This window comes from Barnesiella sp. An55, from assembly GCF_002161555.1.
Lineage (GTDB): Bacteria > Bacteroidota > Bacteroidia > Bacteroidales > Barnesiellaceae > Barnesiella > Barnesiella merdipullorum.
Genome location: NZ_NFHZ01000026.1, coordinates 1 through 18,987 on the forward strand (window position 1 = coordinate 1; position 18,987 = coordinate 18,987).

General features: G+C 40.5%; 15 protein-coding genes and 1 tRNA gene. 5 read left to right on the forward strand and 11 right to left on the reverse strand.

What is annotated here, in order from left to right; translation table 11 throughout:
* The coding region (locus B5G10_RS12790; protein ID WP_206396575.1) for a hypothetical protein at positions 1–262 on the reverse strand (262 nt) is incomplete at its 3' end.
* A gap of 348 nt (positions 263–610) precedes the next feature.
* On the opposite strand from B5G10_RS12790, the gene B5G10_RS12105 reads away from it, so the two are divergent.
* From B5G10_RS12105 to B5G10_RS12125, 5 genes are all read left to right on the forward strand, one after another.
* Positions 611–695: transfer RNA gene (locus tag B5G10_RS12105), tRNA-Ser, on the forward strand.
* 295 nt (positions 696–990) lie between these two features.
* Positions 991–2,328 (forward strand): DNA adenine methylase, encoded by a 1,338-nt coding sequence (locus B5G10_RS12110; protein WP_087424989.1) that lies wholly within the window; start codon positions 991–993, stop codon positions 2,326–2,328.
* The gene (locus B5G10_RS12115) at positions 2,325–3,230 is read left to right on the forward strand and encodes a Dam family site-specific DNA-(adenine-N6)-methyltransferase (RefSeq protein WP_087424990.1); all 906 of its coding nucleotides are present in this window, start codon (positions 2,325–2,327) and stop codon (positions 3,228–3,230) included. Before B5G10_RS12110 ends, B5G10_RS12115 begins: the two co-directional genes overlap by 4 nt.
* A gap of 1 nt (position 3,231) precedes the next feature.
* Positions 3,232–4,842: an AlwI family type II restriction endonuclease gene (locus B5G10_RS12120; RefSeq protein WP_087424991.1), complete on the forward strand. Its 1,611-nt coding sequence runs from the start codon at positions 3,232–3,234 to the stop codon at positions 4,840–4,842.
* Positions 4,843–4,854: 12 nt separating this feature from the next.
* Positions 4,855–7,533 carry a TrlF family AAA-like ATPase gene (locus B5G10_RS12125; protein WP_087424992.1) on the forward strand — a complete coding sequence of 893 codons (2,679 nt, stop codon included), beginning with the start codon at positions 4,855–4,857 and terminating at the stop codon, positions 7,531–7,533.
* Between the two features lie 45 nt (positions 7,534–7,578).
* Here the strand turns inward: B5G10_RS12125 and B5G10_RS12130 are convergent, their stop codons facing one another.
* The 10 genes from B5G10_RS12130 to B5G10_RS12175 all read right to left on the reverse strand — a co-directional run.
* Entirely contained in the window at positions 7,579–8,982 is a 1,404-nt protein-coding gene (locus B5G10_RS12130) for a mobilization protein (RefSeq protein WP_087424993.1), read from the reverse strand.
* A 224-nt stretch (positions 8,983–9,206) separates the two neighbouring features.
* Positions 9,207–10,166: a toprim domain-containing protein gene (locus B5G10_RS12135; protein ID WP_087424994.1), complete on the reverse strand. Its 960-nt coding sequence runs from the start codon at positions 10,164–10,166 to the stop codon at positions 9,207–9,209.
* Between the two features lie 216 nt (positions 10,167–10,382).
* Positions 10,383–11,459 (reverse strand): AAA family ATPase, encoded by a 1,077-nt coding sequence (locus B5G10_RS12140; protein ID WP_087425001.1) that lies wholly within the window; start codon positions 11,457–11,459, stop codon positions 10,383–10,385.
* A gap of 14 nt (positions 11,460–11,473) precedes the next feature.
* Complete coding sequence (locus tag B5G10_RS12145) at positions 11,474–11,782, reverse strand: DUF3853 family protein (protein ID WP_087424995.1); 309 nt, start codon at positions 11,780–11,782, stop codon at positions 11,474–11,476.
* Positions 11,783–12,005: 223 nt separating this feature from the next.
* Positions 12,006–13,025, reverse strand: coding sequence for a hypothetical protein (locus B5G10_RS12150; RefSeq protein ID WP_087424996.1), 1,020 nt, complete (start codon positions 13,023–13,025; stop codon positions 12,006–12,008).
* Between the two features lie 10 nt (positions 13,026–13,035).
* On the reverse strand, positions 13,036–13,461 hold the full coding sequence (locus B5G10_RS12155) for a selenium binding protein (protein WP_087424997.1): 426 nt from the start codon (positions 13,459–13,461) through the stop codon (positions 13,036–13,038).
* 11 nt (positions 13,462–13,472) lie between these two features.
* Entirely contained in the window at positions 13,473–14,756 is a 1,284-nt protein-coding gene (locus tag B5G10_RS12160; RefSeq protein WP_087425002.1) for a site-specific integrase, read from the reverse strand.
* A gap of 436 nt (positions 14,757–15,192) precedes the next feature.
* Positions 15,193–17,493: a hypothetical protein gene (locus B5G10_RS12165; protein ID WP_158098826.1), complete on the reverse strand. Its 2,301-nt coding sequence runs from the start codon at positions 17,491–17,493 to the stop codon at positions 15,193–15,195.
* Positions 17,494–17,565: 72 nt separating this feature from the next.
* On the reverse strand, positions 17,566–18,465 hold the full coding sequence (locus B5G10_RS12170) for a fimbrillin family protein (RefSeq protein ID WP_143241149.1): 900 nt from the start codon (positions 18,463–18,465) through the stop codon (positions 17,566–17,568).
* Positions 18,466–18,516: 51 nt separating this feature from the next.
* Positions 18,517–18,987, reverse strand: a 471-nt coding sequence (locus B5G10_RS12175; RefSeq protein ID WP_206396576.1) for a hypothetical protein, incomplete at its 5' end; no start/stop codon positions are given.

The following is an 18,987-nucleotide window of genomic DNA, read 5'->3' on the forward strand; positions in this document are numbered from 1 at the left end:
ACGAACATAGTTGTTCATTCTTCTCAACAGCGAGAAGAACGAACCAAGAAGCGCCGCCGCTGTTATCGGGCCGAGTCGGTCGTGGGGCGGCGCCATCGTCGGGGGCTGCGGAACTCGCTATAAGCTCAGACAATCCTCGCCCCGTTCCCTCCTCCATCTTGCCCTCTCCCTGCCCGATAAAGGCGGGGTTTCCCTTTGCTCCTCTATCTTTAGTTTGTTCCTTTTCCTGCTTTCTCCCATAGGCCGGATGGGCTTCATGCATACCGTTGTCTCCCGAGGCTGGACCCCGCATCACAGTGCAGGGTGACATGGAGCGCATCGAGTGCGAGGTGACATGATAGGTCATCCCGCACCTTGACGCGGGATCCAGGAATACCCGGGAGAGTGGTCCAATTGCTATTCCTCTTATGTCATGAACTGGACCCCGCATCACGTGCGGGGTGACGTTAAGCATCGCAATGTGGTGCGACAGAGGTGGGTTGTTGTAGCCTTTGTGGAACTGGGTTTGTATCTTAAATGGGTGAAATAGGGAATAGAAAAAGTATAAAATTGCTTTTATTTCTCGAATATAAGTTGTATCTTTGCACCGCTCAAATGAGGCATCGACTATGGAGAGATGGCAGAGTGGTCGATTGCGGCGGTCTTGAAAACCGTTGAACTGAGAGGTTCCGGGGGTTCGAATCCCTCTCTCTCCGCAATAAAGGGTGTAAATCAAGCATTTGCAAGATTTACACCCTTTTTTACACCCAGAAATTAGGATTGAGTGTATTTTTTGATTTTTAAGACATATGCTGCCACTGCAAAATTAGTTTAGTTCGTTTGGGATATATAGCCAATAGTATAAACTAAATTTCATTATCATCAGTCGATGATTGGCGATTTTATCTATAATTATCCAATATGCCCCCTTCCATAATTTTTAAAGCCAAATATTCTTCTATTTGAAACATTTATTTTATCTTTGACAAAAATTGTCAAGTTAATAAGTAGATGGAGTCATTAGGTCAATATTTAAGAGATGCTCGTGAAGGACTAAATTTACCCTTACAAGAAGTCTACAAAAGAACAAATATAGATGTTACTCTTTTGAGTAGAATAGAAAATGGTAGAAGACTACCAACAAAGGAGCAAATGCAACTTTTAGTAAGGTTATATGGATGTGACGAACACAAATCGTTAGTATTATTGGGGGCAGAAAAGGTATTATTTACCTTGGATGGAAACAAGGAATATAAATTGGAGGTAATACAATCTGTCTCAGAAAAAGTCAGATTGGGAAAGATTCCTTCCCTGTTTCCTGAATTGTCAGAGGTCGGATATAAAATGTTCGACCTTGAAAGCCGTAGATATATAGGTAATAAGGCAAAACTTACTCGCTGGATTATGAATATAATCAACGAGCACACAGGGGGATTTTCTTCATTTTTTGATGTGTTTGCAGGAACAGCGTCTGTTTCAAAAGCTGCAATACCATATGCGGACAAGATTATAATGAACGATTTTCTGTCATCCAATAACATCATATATAAAGCATTCTTCGCAGAAGGTATATACGATATGGGTAAATTGTATTCTATAATAGAATATTATAACTCTATTAACCCTGATTCTGTAAAAGATAACTATTTCTCAGACAACTTCGGTGATAAGTTTTTTGATTATAGAAACTCCAAATTAATAGGCTATATTAGAGAGGATATTGAGAGAAGAAGAAATGACCTTACACCAAAAGAATATGCAATTCTATTGGCATCATTAATATACAGCATAGATAAAATTGCAAACACAGTTGGTCATTTTGATGCATATATCAAAAAGGAAATAGCATATCACCCTTTGTCGATACAACTTATCAAATTGTTAAATCCTAAAAATATAGAGATATATAAGGAAGACTCAAATATATTGGCAAGAAGCATAACTGCCGATGTTGCTTACATTGATCCGCCTTATAATTCTCGTCAGTACAGTAGATTTTATCACATCTATGAAAATCTCGTTGAGTGGAATAAGCCTGAATTATTTGGTGTTGCAATGAAGCCTAAGGCTAAAAATATGAGTGCTTATTGTACATCAAGTGCTCCAGTTGCATTTAGGGATTTAATACAAAATCTTAATGTGAGACACATTGCTGTTTCATATAACAATACATATGATTCTAAGAGTGGTTCCTCAAAGAATAAAATAACCTTAGAGCAGATTAAATCCATACTTGAGGAAAGAGGTAATACCGTTATATATGATTGCGCACATCGCTGCTTCAATACTGGAAAAACGGAATTTGCAGACCATAAGGAGTTGTTATTTATTACAGAAGTAAAGCGATGAAAAAACAGATATTAAGGTCTCCGCTATTTTATGTTGGTGACAAGTATAAACTTATGGAAGAAATTGGCACATACTTTCCAGATAATATTGGGAAGTTTGTAGAACCATTTGTTGGTGGGGGATCTGTTTTTATGAATTCTGTTGCAGAAGAGTTTTGTCTAAATGATATTGATGGTTACATTATAGGACTTCACAAATACCTGAGTAAATCAGCGAATAAAAAAAATGCATTTTTCGCTGATTTGGAGAGAATCATAAAAGAATATGGATTGTCATATTCATGCAAAGAAGATAGTATCCCAATGGATTTGAAAAGCCTATATAAAAAAACTTATTTTGCTAAATATAATAAGAAAGCTTATGAACAAATGAGGTCGGATTTCAATGAATCATCAAAAGACAATATGTCTATATTGTACTTGTTGCTGATATACGGATTCAACAGAATGCTGAGATTTAATAAAAGAGGAGACTTCAATTTACCTGTGGGAAATGTAGATTTTAACTCAAATGTAGTATCTGCTTTAGAGAACTATTTTCAGGAAGTTAAGAATAAGAAGCCGAAATGGTATAATCTTGATTATAAAGTATTCCTCAAAAAAATCCAATTATCTGAAAATGATTTCGTTTATTTGGATCCACCGTACCTTATTACATTTAGCGAATATAACAAGTTGTGGAATGAAAAGGATGAAAAGGAGCTATTGCAAATACTCGATCAGTTAAATGAACTAAACATTAGATTTGCGATATCAAATGTCACTCATTACAAGGATAGGAAAAACGATATATTTATTGAATGGTCTCAAAAATATTATACCCATTCGATAAAAAGTAACTATATAAGTTACCACGATAATTCAATTAAACAATTTAATGAAGTACTAATAACAAACTACTAATATGCCAAGAGAACTTGAATATAAACCGTTGCTTTATACAACGACGATTCGTAACCCGGAGCGTTATAAAGACTTTATGAACATACTTAAGCGTTTCGATGGAGAAATTCTTAACGATCATACGGTTGAGTTATTTGAGAGAGAGTTGTTCAAGGTTGGGTTGTATAGGCCAATGATTTTACCGAATTCTGTTAAACAAAAATGGGCATCGACACAAAGAGGAGAATTTGCGGATGAACCACTGACAGATGTAGAAACTGCGACAATATACAGAAGAAATAACCCTAATGCAAATCCAGTTCTTAAAGGACACAAAGAAGCAGGTTTTCCCAAAGGCTGGCCAAGCCGATTTGACACTCAATTTAAGTTGATGAAGGTATTAGGATTCGTTTACTATGAATGGGGTAAACGTATCGAATTCTCTCAAACAGGAAATTATCTTGCAGATACAGTTTCAATAAGTATAAATGAGGGTGTGATATCAAGAGAAGTTGTAAATCCTCGTAATGAACAGGTCGCTTTCATGCAAGCTTTTGCTAAGCAGCAAAGATGTAATCCGTTTGTCAGAGAACTCAATGACAACATACCATTAATATTATTGTTGGAGGTCATCAAGAAGTTAAATGCAGATGATGAGTATAATGGAGCTGGAATATCATATAAAGAAATACCATTGGTGATATTCTGGAAAGACAATGATGCAGAGGCTCTATATCAACGAATTAAACTCTTGCGAAACGAACATAGATACAATCCTTCTAATGAAGTAATTGAAGATATATGTGTAAATGAAATTCTTGGTGGCTTTAAGAGGTTCAAACTTAAATCTATTGTAGCTGAGTATCCGGATGAGTTTGTTCGCAAAATGAGAATGACTGGTCTCATATCGTTTAGAGGTGGTGGTAGATTCATAGATATCAATCACAATGAAGATGAGAAGATCGATTATATACTTAGTCATTATGCGGATTATACAAAGTATGCCACTGAAAGAGAATACTTTGATTATATGGCAACAATTGACAATGCTCTATTTGCATTAAGATCTGTTGAAATATCTAAGACTGCTGCCGCAGAAAAACTAATTCAGTTAATTCCAGACTACCCATGGGATTCTATCAAAACTGAACTGTCTCATTTGGCAAATAAAACTTCTTCAAGTCATAATGTTTTGAAATTTATATCAGCACCTGCGAGATTAGAGTTCCTGACAGCCCTTGCGATTAAATCTAAACTGCCTGGTGTTGAAGTCATTCCTAATTATCCATGTGATGATGAGGGTTTGCCGACATCAACTGCAGGAGGTAATAATGGTGATATAGAATGTTTTGAAACAACTAATAGCATATTAGTTGAAGTTACAATGGCAGAAGGTCGCCAACAAACAATGATGGAGGTATGGCCTATTTCACGACATTTGGAAGAATTTAAAAACAAATATGAGTATGAGGATTCGCAATGTGTATTTGTCGCCCCAAGTATATTTGCAGATACTAAAGACCAAATCGATTGGGCCAAAGATAGAAAACAAGTTGTTATCAGACCGTATAAAATAGTCGATTTCATCAGCTATTTGGATTCTGCAACAGCTCTGTATTGTGCAAACCTTTAAAACAAGACTATAATGGCAAAATATCCTAAAGGTTCGGAATGGCGTATATGGGATTTGCATATCCATACACCAGGAACATCAAAGAATGACCAATACGGTAATGATGAAGCCGCTTGGGATGCATACATCACTAAATTAGAGGAAAATACTAATGTCGCTGTTTTAGGAATAACTGATTATTTCTCAATAGACAACTATCTATACCTAAAACAAAAACAAGTTGCAGGCCGTTTAATAGGAAAGACCCTGCTTCCTAATATTGAACTAAGAATAACACCTGTAACACAACAAGAAACTCCTATCAATATTCATGTTATCTTCAATCCAGAATTGCCAACAGAGGTGATAGAGCGAGAATTCTTGCGTTGTTTAAAATTTAGTTATGGAGGTTCTGAATATTCATGTTTAAAATCCGATTTGATAGCATTAGGAAAGGCATTCCGCAATGACGACTCTATTGATGATGAATATGCAAGGAAGGAGGGAATTAGACAATTTAATGTTAATTTTCAAGACTTAAAGCAGATTATAGAAAAGCAAGTTTTGAAAAATCAAATTATAGTTGCTGTTTCAAATAGCAATAAGGGCGGCAATAGTGGAATTCAACACTCCTCAATGGAAGCTACGAGAATGGAAATCTATCGAATGTCAGATATGATATTTTCTGGAAATCCGAATGATGTTCGTTTCTTCTTGGGACAAGGCGCGTTAGATACTAATACAATAGTGGCTACTTATGGCAGTATTAAACCTTGTGTAACAGGTAGTGATGCTCATATTCTTGATAAAGTCAATGTATTCCCAAACAACAGGATTACATGGATTAAAGCAGATCCTACATTTGAGGGGTTAAAGCAGATTGTCTATGAACCTGAAGGGCGTGTTTGTATTCAGAAAGATAATCCAGCCTTTGACATAGAAAAATGCCCATTTACAAGAATATATATACCAGCAAGAACAAATGTGTTTGAAAATGAAACAGATATCTCTTTTGCCCCTCAAGAACTTCCATTGAATAGTAACTTGGTTTCTATTATTGGTGGTAGAGGAACAGGTAAAAGCGTTTTAATAAACTACATTGCAGCAGCTTTTCATAAGCAAACACAATCCGAGAACTTTAATCTCAATTCAGATGTTATAATTAGTCGTCAGGCTTCAATATTAGAAGAAGCAAAAGATTTTAAGGTTTCGGATAATCCGAATGTCCCATTTATGTATATTGCACAAAGCCAAATCAAGGATTTAGTGCAGAATAAAGATAAATTCTCAAGAAATATACGAGAAACAATTGGAGTTACTGATGAGTATAATATTTCACAAGATTTCCTATCTAGAGCAGAAGTTGCTATAAATGAATATTTTAGAATTACTAAGATAATCAATGCAAACAATACGACACCGCAAGAGAAACGCGATAACATTAATAAAGAAATAAAAAAATATAATGACTTTATCGCCAACATAACCTCTGAACAAAATAAGAAAAAATTAGAAAGTTATAAGAATAGGGTTGGTAAGTTGAATCAATTTAACTCTTGGATAGCTGCGCTTCAACAATTGGTATCTAATATTGATAAATTTACTGTTGAAACAAATGAAAACATATCTGCGTGGAACGAATTATTTAAACCACAAAAAGTTGATATACCTTTAATTGATTCATCCAATACTGTAAAATATATTAAAGATAATCTTATCCCTCGCGTCATAACTGCTAGAGAAAAGGTTCAGAAAGAAATCATTGATACAAAAAATGAATTTAAAGATTATAAAGGGGATTTAGCTACATTGCTATCAAATGTTTCTGTGTATCAAAACAAGGTTTCAGAGCTTTCTCAGCAAATAGAAACATTGGGTATTGAAGAAACTAAATATAGAGCAATTACAAGTGAGACATTTAAAAAATTAGGCATTGAGATAAAAGGTAGTATAGAGTCATACTCTGATCTCATTGAGCAGAAGTGGAATGAATTTAAGGGGCATGATATAGCCATTGATCCCAAAAAGAAAGAATTGCTAGATTTGATTCTTCAAGAAGATTTAAATGTATCAGTGGATATACATTTTGATTCAACTAAAATGTATAATCTTTTGTTAGAAAAGCTTGATGGTAGAAGCTATAACGAAGAAAAGATTAGAAAAATTCTTAAAATAGAGACATTAGATAATTTTTATGATTTCATTTTACAAACGACTGACCATAATATTTTTAATACTGAAATTAAAAATGATTTGAGGGGAAGATTATTAGAACTCTTTTTTAAGAAGTACACACAATTCATATCTCACGATGTAAACGTAACTCTTGCAGGAAAATCTATAACAAAACTGTCATTTGGTCAACAAGGTACGATATACTTAAGGCTACAAATTGCTGCCAATATGTTTAGTGAAACTATTATTTATGACCAACCAGAGGATGATCTTGATAATAGTTTCATTACAAAGGAACTCATATCAATTTTTAAAACTATAAAAAAGTATAGGCAAATTATTATTGTTTCTCATAACGCGAACTTAGTTGTGAATTCAGATTCAGAGCAAGTAATTATTGCGCAAAATGAAGATGGACAATTAAAATACATGTCAGGGGCTTTAGAAGACCCTGATATTAATAATGAGGTCTGTCAAATATTAGAGGGTGGTAAAAATGCCTTTGAGAAAAGAGAACGAAAATATCGAATCAATTAAAGTATATTGATGATGGCGACCGCATTTAAGTGGTCGCCATTGTTGTTACAGTTTGATTCCGCTACTCTTTTTCGGTTGGATAGGCTGTCGAATAGATTGCCGTAGTTTTTCATATTGCTCACTGAACCATTGTCCGAATGGTATTCGATTAACGGCAATGGTCAGTCGCCTGTTAGTGTCACGCATAATCTGTATAGGTGTGTTATCTGTTGAAAACCATCGGTTATGTTCCTGCGAAAATAACCTTCCTGTGAAATTTAGGACCTTACCCTTAACCATATCAGCAAACTCCATGGCAGAAATACCTATTTGCGTAGCAAGGCGTTCCAATCTTAGGAGGTCAGCAAAATGCGGAAACCAATGATAAGCTTTTGAAATCATCGAATTAAGATTGGTTTTCTCCTCTTTGTGCTCGGATTCGATAATCTCGATAGCTTTGCGATACTCATTATCCTTGTTCATCATAGCCCTGCTATGTTCCATTTGCATTTGCTTGATGTTGGATTGCAATTGTTCTATGGTTTCATCTCTGAGTGTGATTTCATCTTTCAAATCTTTATTTCTGATTTCTAAGGATTTTATCTTTCCGCTGCCGAAAAGAGAACCGACACCGCTTGCTATGGCAGTGGCTGCATTGGTGGCTGTTTTCTTTAGCTTGTCGGTGCGTATTTCTGATTTCACCTGTTTCAGTTCCTGTTCAGCAAGACCTATCTGTTCTTCTTTGTGCCGTTTTGCAGCACCCATGCGTTGCAGTTCGGCTTTCTGCTTCTCAATGATGAAATCGTTACGCTCCAGATGCTCCTTGCCAGTAACAGCCTTTGACTGCCCACGCTCCATCAGGAGAATGTCGGATGCCAAACTCTGCATTTCCGTCATATCCTCGTCATTGAGCTTTCGGCTCTTGCCTGTATCGTGGTTCATCCAGTCGAAAATGATATGGGCATGATAATTCGGCTTGAACCACTTTTCACCGACTTGGAAACTCTCCCTATCCCCGGCTTCGGGCTGTCCACTAAGCCAGTGTCCCTCGTCCTTATGCAGGTAGATTTGCAGCGGTGTGATGCCCCAGCGTTTTTGACATTCCTCGCTAAACTTGCGCACATCTGCCAGTGTGGTGTCCGGTCGGATGAGTAATACTCCCTCACGGATTGGTGAGCATCCAGCTACTTTTATAATCTTCCCATTCTTTCCCTTGCGCTCACGTTCCTTCTCCTGCATCACACGGCCTGTCTTTTCCTTAACCATTCGCTTGATATAGTCATAGTGCGCTTGCAGGTCGGGACTGCCGAAGCTGGGGTTTATCCACTGCTCGTTACCGGCAGTAAGTTCGGGTACTATGTAGATTTGAGACTTGCCGATATTGCGCATATACTCTGCTGTTCTTCGGTTATGGGCCCCGCTTGATGTGACTCTGCAGGGCTTGATGTGTATGCTTGATTTTGTTGCCATATTCTTAAATTTTGATTCGGATTGTTGATAAAATATTCTGTTGTCCGCTCATAACCGCACAGGGTTCTTAGGGGTGTAACCCATAAGCGGAGATTGCAAAGAGAGGGTCACTCTTTGCTCGGGGTTCTCAGGGGAGAAACGCCCTGAGTGGGTTATTAGGGCAAAGCCCTAATCCCCTCGGGAGAGCCCACAACTACGAAAGCGAAGCGTGTAGTTATAGTGGGCTATAACCGGAAGCCTTTCGGTTTCTTGGATGGCATATCATTCCTCTTTTTGACAGATTGCGCTTGCTCTTTCCTATCGGCTATTCGTTTCTGCAAATATTCGTTCAGGTCTTTGCATCCACCGTAGATTTGCGAGGTATCCCGTATATACCGGGTAGCATCATACTCCTTTCGGATTTGCTGCATGGCTTCCATTCCAGCACGGTCATTGTCAAAGAAACAATGGATGCGCTCATAACTTCCCAACGGATAGAGTGCCTTGGAAACATTGGCAACAGAGTTCAGAACCATGTAGTCCTGTCTGTCGAAATCGGGGGATTGCGGACAGTTTTCAAGCCTTAGTGTCAGAAAGGAAAGGTAGTCCATGAATCCCTCAAAAACGAAACATGTACTCTTCGGTTTTTCCGATTGTCTGATATGTGATATTTCTTTCGGTGCGATGCATCCCTTGAAATATCGGTTGCGGATTTCATATCCGCCCGATATGTTCGGAAAGGCAATGGCGAAATACCGTTTGCCGTTGTGGGTGAAACGGGCTTCCTTACATTCTCTTTTCGCCAGTGCTGTGTTTATTCCTCTTTCCTGTAGATAGGCAAGCAGGGCAGGAGAAGCCAGCTGTACAATGTCCAACTTCTGAAAACTCGGCTCGGAAAATGACTGCTTGCCAAAAGAGAAAGATACGGGACGGATGTGCGGAGTCTGTTCCTCGATTTTCTGTAGAAGATAAGGCACATAGTCGGAACAGTAGAGTTCCTGTGCCAGTGCAATGATATTTCCACCTTTACCAATTGCAAAATCATACCATTGGTTACGTTCGGTATTTATTTTGAACGAGGGCTCTGTCTCTTCCCGTAACGGGGATTTATACCACAGGTTGATACCTTGCTGCTTGACGGGAGAATGTCCCAAACTGTACAGAAAATCCGCTATCCTGATTTGTTTTGCTGTTTGTATATCCATAATAAGATGAGTGTTTGAATAATGGTTGGAATATTTATTTCTCTTTTCGCCCGTACCTTTTTATGAAGTACGGTCTGTATAATCACTTCACTTTATTTTCGTATATATAGAATACGGTAATAAAGTGAAGCGGTTTTACATTCTCTGCAACCGCTTCGCTTTATCCTTAATATATAGACCTGCCGAATAAAGTGAAGTGATTACAGGTTAGACGGTCTAATAGTGAAAGTCTGGCTTGAACGTGTATTTCCTGCCGTTCTCCTGTACTATCATCCGTTTGTTCCGGAGCATGGTGATAAGTGATACTGCTTTTTGATGGTTCAGTTTTACACCTACCGACATATATGCCTTGATTAAGGCGGTTTCCAGATCCTTGTAGCCGTATTCCTCTTTCAGCCCGAAAGCCGCTTCCAGTGCTATGCGGTGCTGTTGTTCGGTAATATGCCTGTAAGGGTCGAACTTTTCCTCTTCCGGTCTTCCGGGTTTCTTCGCTTCGGGTCTGTACCCCTCTATGAGTTCAGGCAATGCATTGTCGTTGATACGGAAAGCGAAAGGTTCGAAATCCATTGCACGGATGTGCATGGCTGAAACATTGCTTATATCCCCGTTGCTCTTGTCCTTTTCCACCAGCAGAACGGTTTCCGCCTTGTTGTTCAGCTCCGTACCGATATGCCCTCTTGCGTTTTCATCGCCTTTGTTCTGGTGGAGTATCGTATGGATGTGTATCTGCCTGTCATCCGTCCACTGCATCAGTTTGGATATAATACGTGTCGATTCTCCCGGACTGTTGATGTCATATACCATATCGCGGATGCCGTCTATGATTACAAGCCCTATGTCCGGTGTATTATAGATAGCCTGTTCGACAATCCTGATACGCTGTTCGGGCGTGTATTTCCTCAAAGCAAGAAACTCCAGATGTTCATTGTCCCTGTCATCAGGAAGACCGGCAAGCCGTAAAATACGTTTCATGACTTTCAGACAGTGATAATGACTTTGTTCTGTGTCCACATAAAGAATCTTTCTTTTTTCTTCCGGTAGTTCCGCAACATACCGCAGTACCGTACCGTTTTTCAATGCAGCGGCTACGATAGCCGATACATTGAAAGTCTTTTTACTCTTGGCTTTGCCGATGGATGCACTGAAATTGCCCAGTGTACCAATGACCGAACCTTGCACTTTTAGAATCTCAGGTGCTTTCTCATAGATTTTTGACAGGCTCAGACGTGAGGCTTGCCAAAGGATTATCGCCTGTTCCGCCGATATTTCCTTTATTTCTCTCATATAGTCCATAAGCATACCTCCCATTATTTCCGTCCTCCGGTTTTCTTTCCGGCAAGTTCAAGAGCCAGTTCCGCATCTACGATAATCTTGCGCCCTATCTGGGTAATCGCCTTGTCTATCTTACCGCTTTTCTTTATGCGGTTGGCAGTGGGCAGACTGCACCCGAACAGTTTGGCTATACCTAGTATTCCGTACACATATTTCTTTTTTGTGTCCGTGACGGGTTGCGGCAATGCTTCGGCCTGACCAGAAGCATGCTTACTCAGGAATATGAATTCTTCGCCTGTCATCTGCCAGACGGGTTTTGATAATAATTCTTGGATATTTTTCATCGTCCAATCTATTTAGTCGTTAAACAATCAGCCCTGCGCACTGGCTGTTATTTCTGTTCTCGAACGATGCAAAATTAGGTAGGGTTATGAGTGGTAAGGATGTGGACGGTATTAACCGAATATTATTATATCTTATTGAATATCAGAAAATAAAAATACCACTCAAAAATTATTTCGAGTGGTAAAAGTGGAAATATCGTAAAATATCAAAATATATCACGTATTATCGGAATATGTGTTCCATTTCTTTTGCAAAATTCCGGTTGCTGTCACTGGGGAAATCGGAAACGGGCTCTTTATATTTTGATTTGTAATAACTCTCCTCAATATCCAGCAGTTTCAGTATTCCGTCTTTCCATTTGTCCCTGTCCAGTTTGGGGAGTTTTTCGCTCATCAGAAATATCAGATAGCATACACGTATTTTTTCTCTCGGTTTTATTTTCAGCTTGCACTTGCAGGGGTAAAGATTCATATTGGCATAGAAATCCTGTTCTGAAATTTCTTCAAACTGTTCTCCTGCACACGCCTCATGAATGAGCGAAAGTAATTTCATGCTGAAATATTCCTGTCGTTCTTCTGTTGTTTCCTGCTGACTGATTGGTTTGTCCGGTTCATCCTCTTGCTTTCCGTCAGGAATGTATTTCTTCAATATATCCAGAAAAAGGCGGCTTTGACGGTATATGTCCGCACAACAGTTCTTCATATATTGGAATGCCTCTGTTCTTGCAGCCTTTTGCTGGTCATAGAGTTTATTCAGTTTGGCTTTTTCCCTGTCATATTCAGCCTTGCAGCGTTCATATTCTTTTTCTGCCTGTTTTTCCTCTTCGGCTGTATGCTCCCTGTAACCAATGGAATCATACCTGTTGTTGGCTTCATTCAGCGGCTTGCTCAGACTTCTTGTAACATCCAGCTGGGCTTCAATTTCCTGAGAATACCTTTCCATGTGCTGATAGCAAGCACGTTCTATGGCTCTGTCACTTAACGGGCGTATCTCATAAGCCTGTATGCTCTTTTCTATTTCAGTTTTCAGACTGTTGAGTATCAAGGTGTACTGCTCTTTTTGCCTGTCAAGCACTAGCTCAAGGATGGCGGCTTCAAAAGCTTTCATGTCATTATACTCCTGATAGAAGTCCGATATAAATTTCTGCCTGCCAAAAGAGAAAGAATGACTGTCTATGTAATCTCTGTATATTCTGTTGAGTTCTCCGTATTGGGGAATCATCGTCTGTATCTTTCCTGCCATATGATTTAATTTAATGCCCTCTGAACTTATGTAGTTCAGTACTTAATTCTTCGTTATTTTTAATGAACTCTAACAGAATTTCTTTAGTTATTACATATTGATTATTTTTCTTATCCTTAGTTGCAAGTTTTTGTTCATCATCCTTATCTGTTATTTGGAAACTATGTATTATTCTATTTCTTTGAGTTACCAGTTGGTTAAATAAAGTCGCAATCTTAGAACCGGCTTTATTTGTTATTGTGTCTGAAATAGGCTTCGATAGATTTCCTGATGTTCTGTCTATTAAATCATACCAATTATAATTAGCTCCGCCATCCTCTCTTAGGATATTCTCTATGATAAATGCATTATTGGAATTAAAAACACATAATGCACTACCTAATAACTCCCTATATTCTTTGGATGGCATGGATTGTCTTGTATAATCTTCGTACATAAGTAATATATTTAGAGTTGGTTAAACTTGTTCATCGCATTAGCTTTAATATCATCTGCTATGTCAATGTAAGGCTTCATGGCTTTATAATCACTGTGCCCTGTCCATTTCATTACAACCTGTGCTGGAATACCGAGAGCCAGCGCATTACAGATGAATGTTCTTCTTCCTGCATGTGTGCTGAGCAATGCGTATTTCGGGGTGACTTCATCTATACGCTCATTCCCTTTATAGTAGGTTTCACGTATAGGTTCGTTAATTTCTGCCAGTTCTCCCAGTTCTTTCAGATAATCATTCATTTTCTGATTGCTGATGACTGGCAGTGCCATGTGATTTTCAAAATGAATGTCCTTGTATTTTTCAAGTATGGCTTTACTGTACTTGTTCAGTTCAATACTCAGACTGTCTGCCGTTTTAACGGTGGTAACTTCTATGTGGTCGGACTTGACATCACTTCGCTTTAAGTTACGGACATCCGAATATCGCAGACTTGTGAAGCAACAGAAGAGGAAAACATCCCGGACACGCTCCAGATATTGCTTGTCTTTCGGTATTTGATAATCTTTAAGTTTGTTCAGCTCATCCCATGTAAGAAAGATTACCTTCTTGGAAGTGGTTTTCAGTTTAGGTTTGAATGTGTCGTATGCGATATTCTGGTTATATCCCTTTTTGAAACTCCACCGTAAAACCCATTTGAGAAATCCCATTTGCTTGCCGATGGTACTGTTCCTCATATCCTTTTTGTCTCGCAGGAAATTGACATACTCGTTCAAACCGAACTCATCGAAATACTCAAAGGTCACATCTTCCTTGAACTCCTTGAGGTGATTTTTAACGGCTGCAAACTTTTCGTATGTGGATTCAGTCCAGTTATTCTGGTTGCCGCATTCTTTTACAAATTCATCGAACACCTCCCAAAAACTTATCCGTGCTTCTTCCTGCTGTTCTTCGTTGGCATTCTTCATCCGTAGGTTGAACACATCCTTTAGCTGTTGGGTGGTTGGCATAGTTTCCTGTACCTCAAACTCCTTGAACACATTTTGAATCTCGGCATAGTATTTCAGCAGATCCGCATTTATTTCGGATGCACTTTGCTTTAATTTGTTGGTACACCCGTTCTTTACTCGCTGCTTGTCGGAATCCCATTTGGCTACATCGATGCGGTAGCCCGTTGTAAACTCAATGCGCTGGCTTGCGTATATGACGCGCATACGGATGGGGACATTCTCCACGATTGGCACACCGTTCTTTTTCCGGCTTTCCAATGCAAAAATGATGTTTCGTTTGATATTCATAATTGGGTGCGTTTGAAATTCTACACCCAAATATACACCCAATATTTGGAATAGCAAAAGATATTCAGAAAGATTTAGATTTACTATGCACTCCAAATAGTATATGATTATCAGTAATTTGCAATTTTATGATATTTCTTGAATGTGTAGGTTCGAATCCCTCTCTCTCCGCCATAAAGGGTGTGAATCAAGCGTTTGCGAGGTTTGCCCCTTTTTTTTATATCCCCAAATATAAAGTCTGAGGGGCTGGTGTTGTTTAAAGTTGGAGAAATAGAAGATAGGCATCATAAAGCGATGAACTCCATTAAATCTTGCATTGAGGAATAGGTATCTTTCCTTCCCTGTATTATTTTCTACCGTATGATAATAGAAGAAGGGATAAGCGAGTTTGGTTATCTCGTTTATCCCTTCGGGTATATATGCTTATGGCATAATGTCAGTAGATATATTCGACGTCTGACTTCTTGAATCGGAGGATGCGGGTGTCGTGACTGCTGGCTCCGTTTTTGGTCATGTAGAGGTTGCCCATACCTCCGTTCATATACCACCCTTCGCCGGTGGGGGAATAGACGCCGAAGAGGATATTGTTATAGTGGCCGGAGTGCAGGATGCCGGTGTCGTTCCATTGTGCTGCCGGGCCGTACCACACGAGCGGTTCATGTTCCGGGAAGTCGGGACTCGACAGGGCAATGTAGATGAGATTCGAAATGGTCATGGACCCCACCTGTATGTTGTTTTTGCGCAGTTGCTGACGCTTTACGGTGGAATGTCCGTTCCATGGATTTTTCAGGATATGGGTTCCGTTGTACATCATCCAGATATAGTTGGTGGCGTCGAACAAGCGGTTGAACTCCTCCATGGAGGGGAGCTCGTATCCGTCGGGCGAGAGGGTCGTGGGCGGCAGTTTGTTGATGTGTACCTTTTCGTCTCTGGTGAATCTCTCGAGAACGATGACACTGTCTTGCTCGATCACTTGCATGCCTTGTCCGCTGTTGCCCTGATAGGCCCATCCCCAAAGTTTGTAGTACTCGTCCGGTGTGCAGTCGGTGAGATACTGGAAGAGGGTTTTGTTGGCTTGCGCCGCCGGGTCGGCCGAGGAGAGTACCTGGTCGTCAAAGGTCTTCGAATTTTTGATGGCATTGTATTTGCACCACCACACGCCATGCAGAAAGGTGACGGGCAGGCCATAATTGCGTCGGATGACGGTATATTCTTCCCGGTCGGAGTGGTCACTTTTGTTGCGGATTACGAGCGTGGCCGACTGTTTCCGCCCGTTGGCCGTGGGGTCGTTGGGGCGCCAGCCTCCCAGCACGCGGTATTCGTTACCGCCGTTCTCGGTGTCGATTCTTATCCAGCTATCTTCTCCTTCGGCAAATTCTACAATCATCTCTTTCTCGGGAGGAAGCGTAAAGATGCCGAATTCATTGTCGATATACCGGTTGAAGTCGTGGGTATAGGTATCTATTCCAAACTCCAGAGCTCCCTTGCTGGTGGTAGGGTTTCCTGTCATTCTTATGAGAATATTGTCCTCGGGGTAGGAGTTGGTCAGTCCCTTCCGATGAAAATAGACCGGAATATCTACGGTTTTCATATTGGGCGAATAGAGTTTCTTGCGGATTCTGAAGAGATTGATGCCGGCTAACGAAGAGGAGGTTTTATGCTTCCATTCTGCGTTGGAGATCGGTTCCACGGTCAGCGAGAGGTCGGCTACCGGGAATACCTCCAGTTCGCTGTCGCTTTGGATGGCCACGATAAAGTCGGTTGCCAGGTGGGGTAAGATGAGCGTGCTCCCCTCGTTGGCTACGGTGACATTCTGGGGCAACTCGGTGAGCGACGAGTCGATGGTGAGCCGGTCGTCGATTCCCGGTTTCAGGTTGGTATTGCCGCCGTCTTTCCACTCTTCTACGGTTAATTGTACGTCGGCATCGATCACATCTTTACGCAGGGTTATGGAATAGACCGTGTTGCGAACTATTCTTTCCGGCAAATTGGTTTCGAGCGAGTATTCCTTACCGTCGATCGAGGCCTTTAGCTCCACTTTCAGATCGCTATTGTGCTGTTCATAAATGTACAGGATGCCATTCTGGCTCGCCTGATAAGGCTGTTCCGGGGTAAGCGGGATGTCGGTGACAGGAGCTCCTTCGGGAGAAGCGAGTTCTGATTTCGGGAAAAGATAGACATTCTTTTGTACATTCTTGAATGTAATCTCTTTTACCTCGGCGGTACCGGCCACGGCAATTTTCAAATCGAAACGGGCTGCAACTCGTTTCAACGACACCGGGATCAGGCGATCGGACGCAGCGTGGTCCGACAGGGATAGAACACCGGTATATACCATTTCGGCCTTTCCATGGGTCGAGTGGACGATGGTTTCGGCCCACTGTTCCTCCGACAGGCCCGATTCGGGGGCTATGAAGTCGGGCAAACGGGAAGCGTTGGCTACGATATAGAGATTTCCCTTCAGGGCATCGAATGGGAACTCATATCGGTTTTCGCTGCGTTTGATTCCGGCATACTCCTTTACCAATTTATTTTCGTCAAAAAGGTATGCCTTGATGTCGTCGATATCGTTTTCTCGATTCTCCTCGGTAGAACTGTTGGAAAAAAGATGGGATACTTCTGCACAAATTATCCTGTCGGCACTCTCGAAATGGTTCTCTTCATCAAGCTGGTCGTTGCATGATGAACCGATTAGAAAAGCGGGTATAAAAAACAAAATTGAAAATCTTTTTTTCATAACTTCTATTCCTTTTTTTATGGGGCAAGATAAATTGGGGATGTATCCCATCTTTGATTTACTTCTCTCAAGTTAAAGAGATACGACGAGCTTGGGGTACAAGCTCGTCGTATCGTTTCCTTCCTCCCACTCGTCGAGAGAGACTTCGATTGTTACGTCGATGACATCTTTGCGCACGGTAATCGTGTATATCGTGTTGCGTTTGATATCACCGCTAATCGCTTTGGTGAGGGTATGAGGCTTCCCGTCGATCGTTACATCTACGCTTATTTCGAGATTCCCTTGGGCTTGTTCATAGGCATACAATACAGCCGGGGTGTCGGTCGTGAGGGGAGAGTCGAACGATACGGTCATGTCCTTGACCTGAACCTCTTTCGTGGCGATTTGGGTAGCAGAGGGGAAAAGAGTTCCCGACTGTGCTGCATTCTTCAGGGTAATGCTGTTTACCGAGGCTACACCGGCGGTCCTCAGATTGAGGTCGAAACGGGCATAGCCTCTTTTCAGATTTACCGGGAGCACGGTTTGAGAGCTGCCCATGTCATCGAGACTTAAACTTCCCGTATAGAACTGTACCGGGGCATTATCTTTCATCGTCATACATTTTTTCAACCACTCTTCCTCGGTAATCTCCTGGCTCTTCAGCTCTTCCAGATTGATTTGCTCCTGGGTATTGGCCAATACATATAATGTACCGGCATGCTTGTCGATTTGTATGTCGAAACTGCTCTTTGAGGGGATAAGATTGTTATAGATTTTAGTCATCTTTTCGTCCTCAAATATGCAAGCCTGTATATCGGTTATGTTATTTTCGGCTTCTATGTTCTGCCCGATACCTTCATATTTCGTTATTGAGGTTTTCACGATTCTAGTCCCATTGTCAGGTAAAGAGGGGGCCGTTGTATCGTCGTTGGTACACGAGGTCAATACACCGATGGAGGCGAGTGTCACATAAAAAAGATTTCTTCTCATCATTGTTCTTTGGTTAAAGTTCAACATTGGTTTCATTATGGTTATTTATCAATATCAGTCATAGATATATTCTACCGGAGACTTAATGCACCTTATCACTCTTGTTTTGGTTGCATTGTTGGCCGCATATTTAATCCAGTTTTCATTGGGCTTTTCCTGGCTGGCATATCCTTCCATCACCCAAGTCTGGCTGCTGTTTCCATAGGTGGCCAGGAGCAGATTCATTCTTGCGATATTTCCATGGACCGTATTCCATTGGTGCCCCAGTCCATTGAGTACATAATGGTTGCCGTCTATCTCGAAATCGTAGAACGATATGACTCCGTAGTTATACCCCAGGAAATTGACGTCTCTCTCGACAATCGTAATCTGTATGGTCTTTCCCTTGCTGTTTTGGTAGCTTCTGGAGCCTGTTTCTCCGCTTCCAATGCTGAATATCAGCAAGTTAAGAATTAAACGCCCATAAAAACGCCCATTTTTGGCTTTTGTGGGCGTTTTTATGTTTTCAAGCGTTTGATAGCGTAT

Bases quoted from the DNA above. Each gene is read 5' to 3' on its own strand.
- B5G10_RS12160 (WP_087425002.1), bottom strand. From the start codon at position 14,756: ATGAATATCAAACGAAACATCATTTTTGCATTGGAAAGCCGGAAAAAG.
- B5G10_RS12115 (WP_087424990.1), top strand. From the start codon at position 2,325: ATGAAAAAACAGATATTAAGGTCTCCGCTATTTTATGTTGGTGACAAG.
- B5G10_RS12170 (WP_143241149.1), bottom strand. From the start codon at position 18,465: ATGATGAGAAGAAATCTTTTTTATGTGACACTCGCCTCCATCGGTGTA.
- B5G10_RS12145 (WP_087424995.1), bottom strand. From the start codon at position 11,782: ATGAAAAATATCCAAGAATTATTATCAAAACCCGTCTGGCAGATGACA.
- B5G10_RS12155 (WP_087424997.1), bottom strand. From the start codon at position 13,461: ATGTACGAAGATTATACAAGACAATCCATGCCATCCAAAGAATATAGG.
- B5G10_RS12165 (WP_158098826.1), bottom strand. From the start codon at position 17,493: ATGAAAAAAAGATTTTCAATTTTGTTTTTTATACCCGCTTTTCTAATC.
- B5G10_RS12150 (WP_087424996.1), bottom strand. From the start codon at position 13,025: ATGGCAGGAAAGATACAGACGATGATTCCCCAATACGGAGAACTCAAC.
- B5G10_RS12140 (WP_087425001.1), bottom strand. From the start codon at position 11,459: ATGGACTATATGAGAGAAATAAAGGAAATATCGGCGGAACAGGCGATA.
- B5G10_RS12120 (WP_087424991.1), top strand. From the start codon at position 3,232: ATGCCAAGAGAACTTGAATATAAACCGTTGCTTTATACAACGACGATT.
- B5G10_RS12110 (WP_087424989.1), top strand. From the start codon at position 991: ATGGAGTCATTAGGTCAATATTTAAGAGATGCTCGTGAAGGACTAAAT.
- B5G10_RS12130 (WP_087424993.1), bottom strand. From the start codon at position 8,982: ATGGCAACAAAATCAAGCATACACATCAAGCCCTGCAGAGTCACATCA.
- B5G10_RS12125 (WP_087424992.1), top strand. From the start codon at position 4,855: ATGGCAAAATATCCTAAAGGTTCGGAATGGCGTATATGGGATTTGCAT.
- B5G10_RS12135 (WP_087424994.1), bottom strand. From the start codon at position 10,166: ATGGATATACAAACAGCAAAACAAATCAGGATAGCGGATTTTCTGTAC.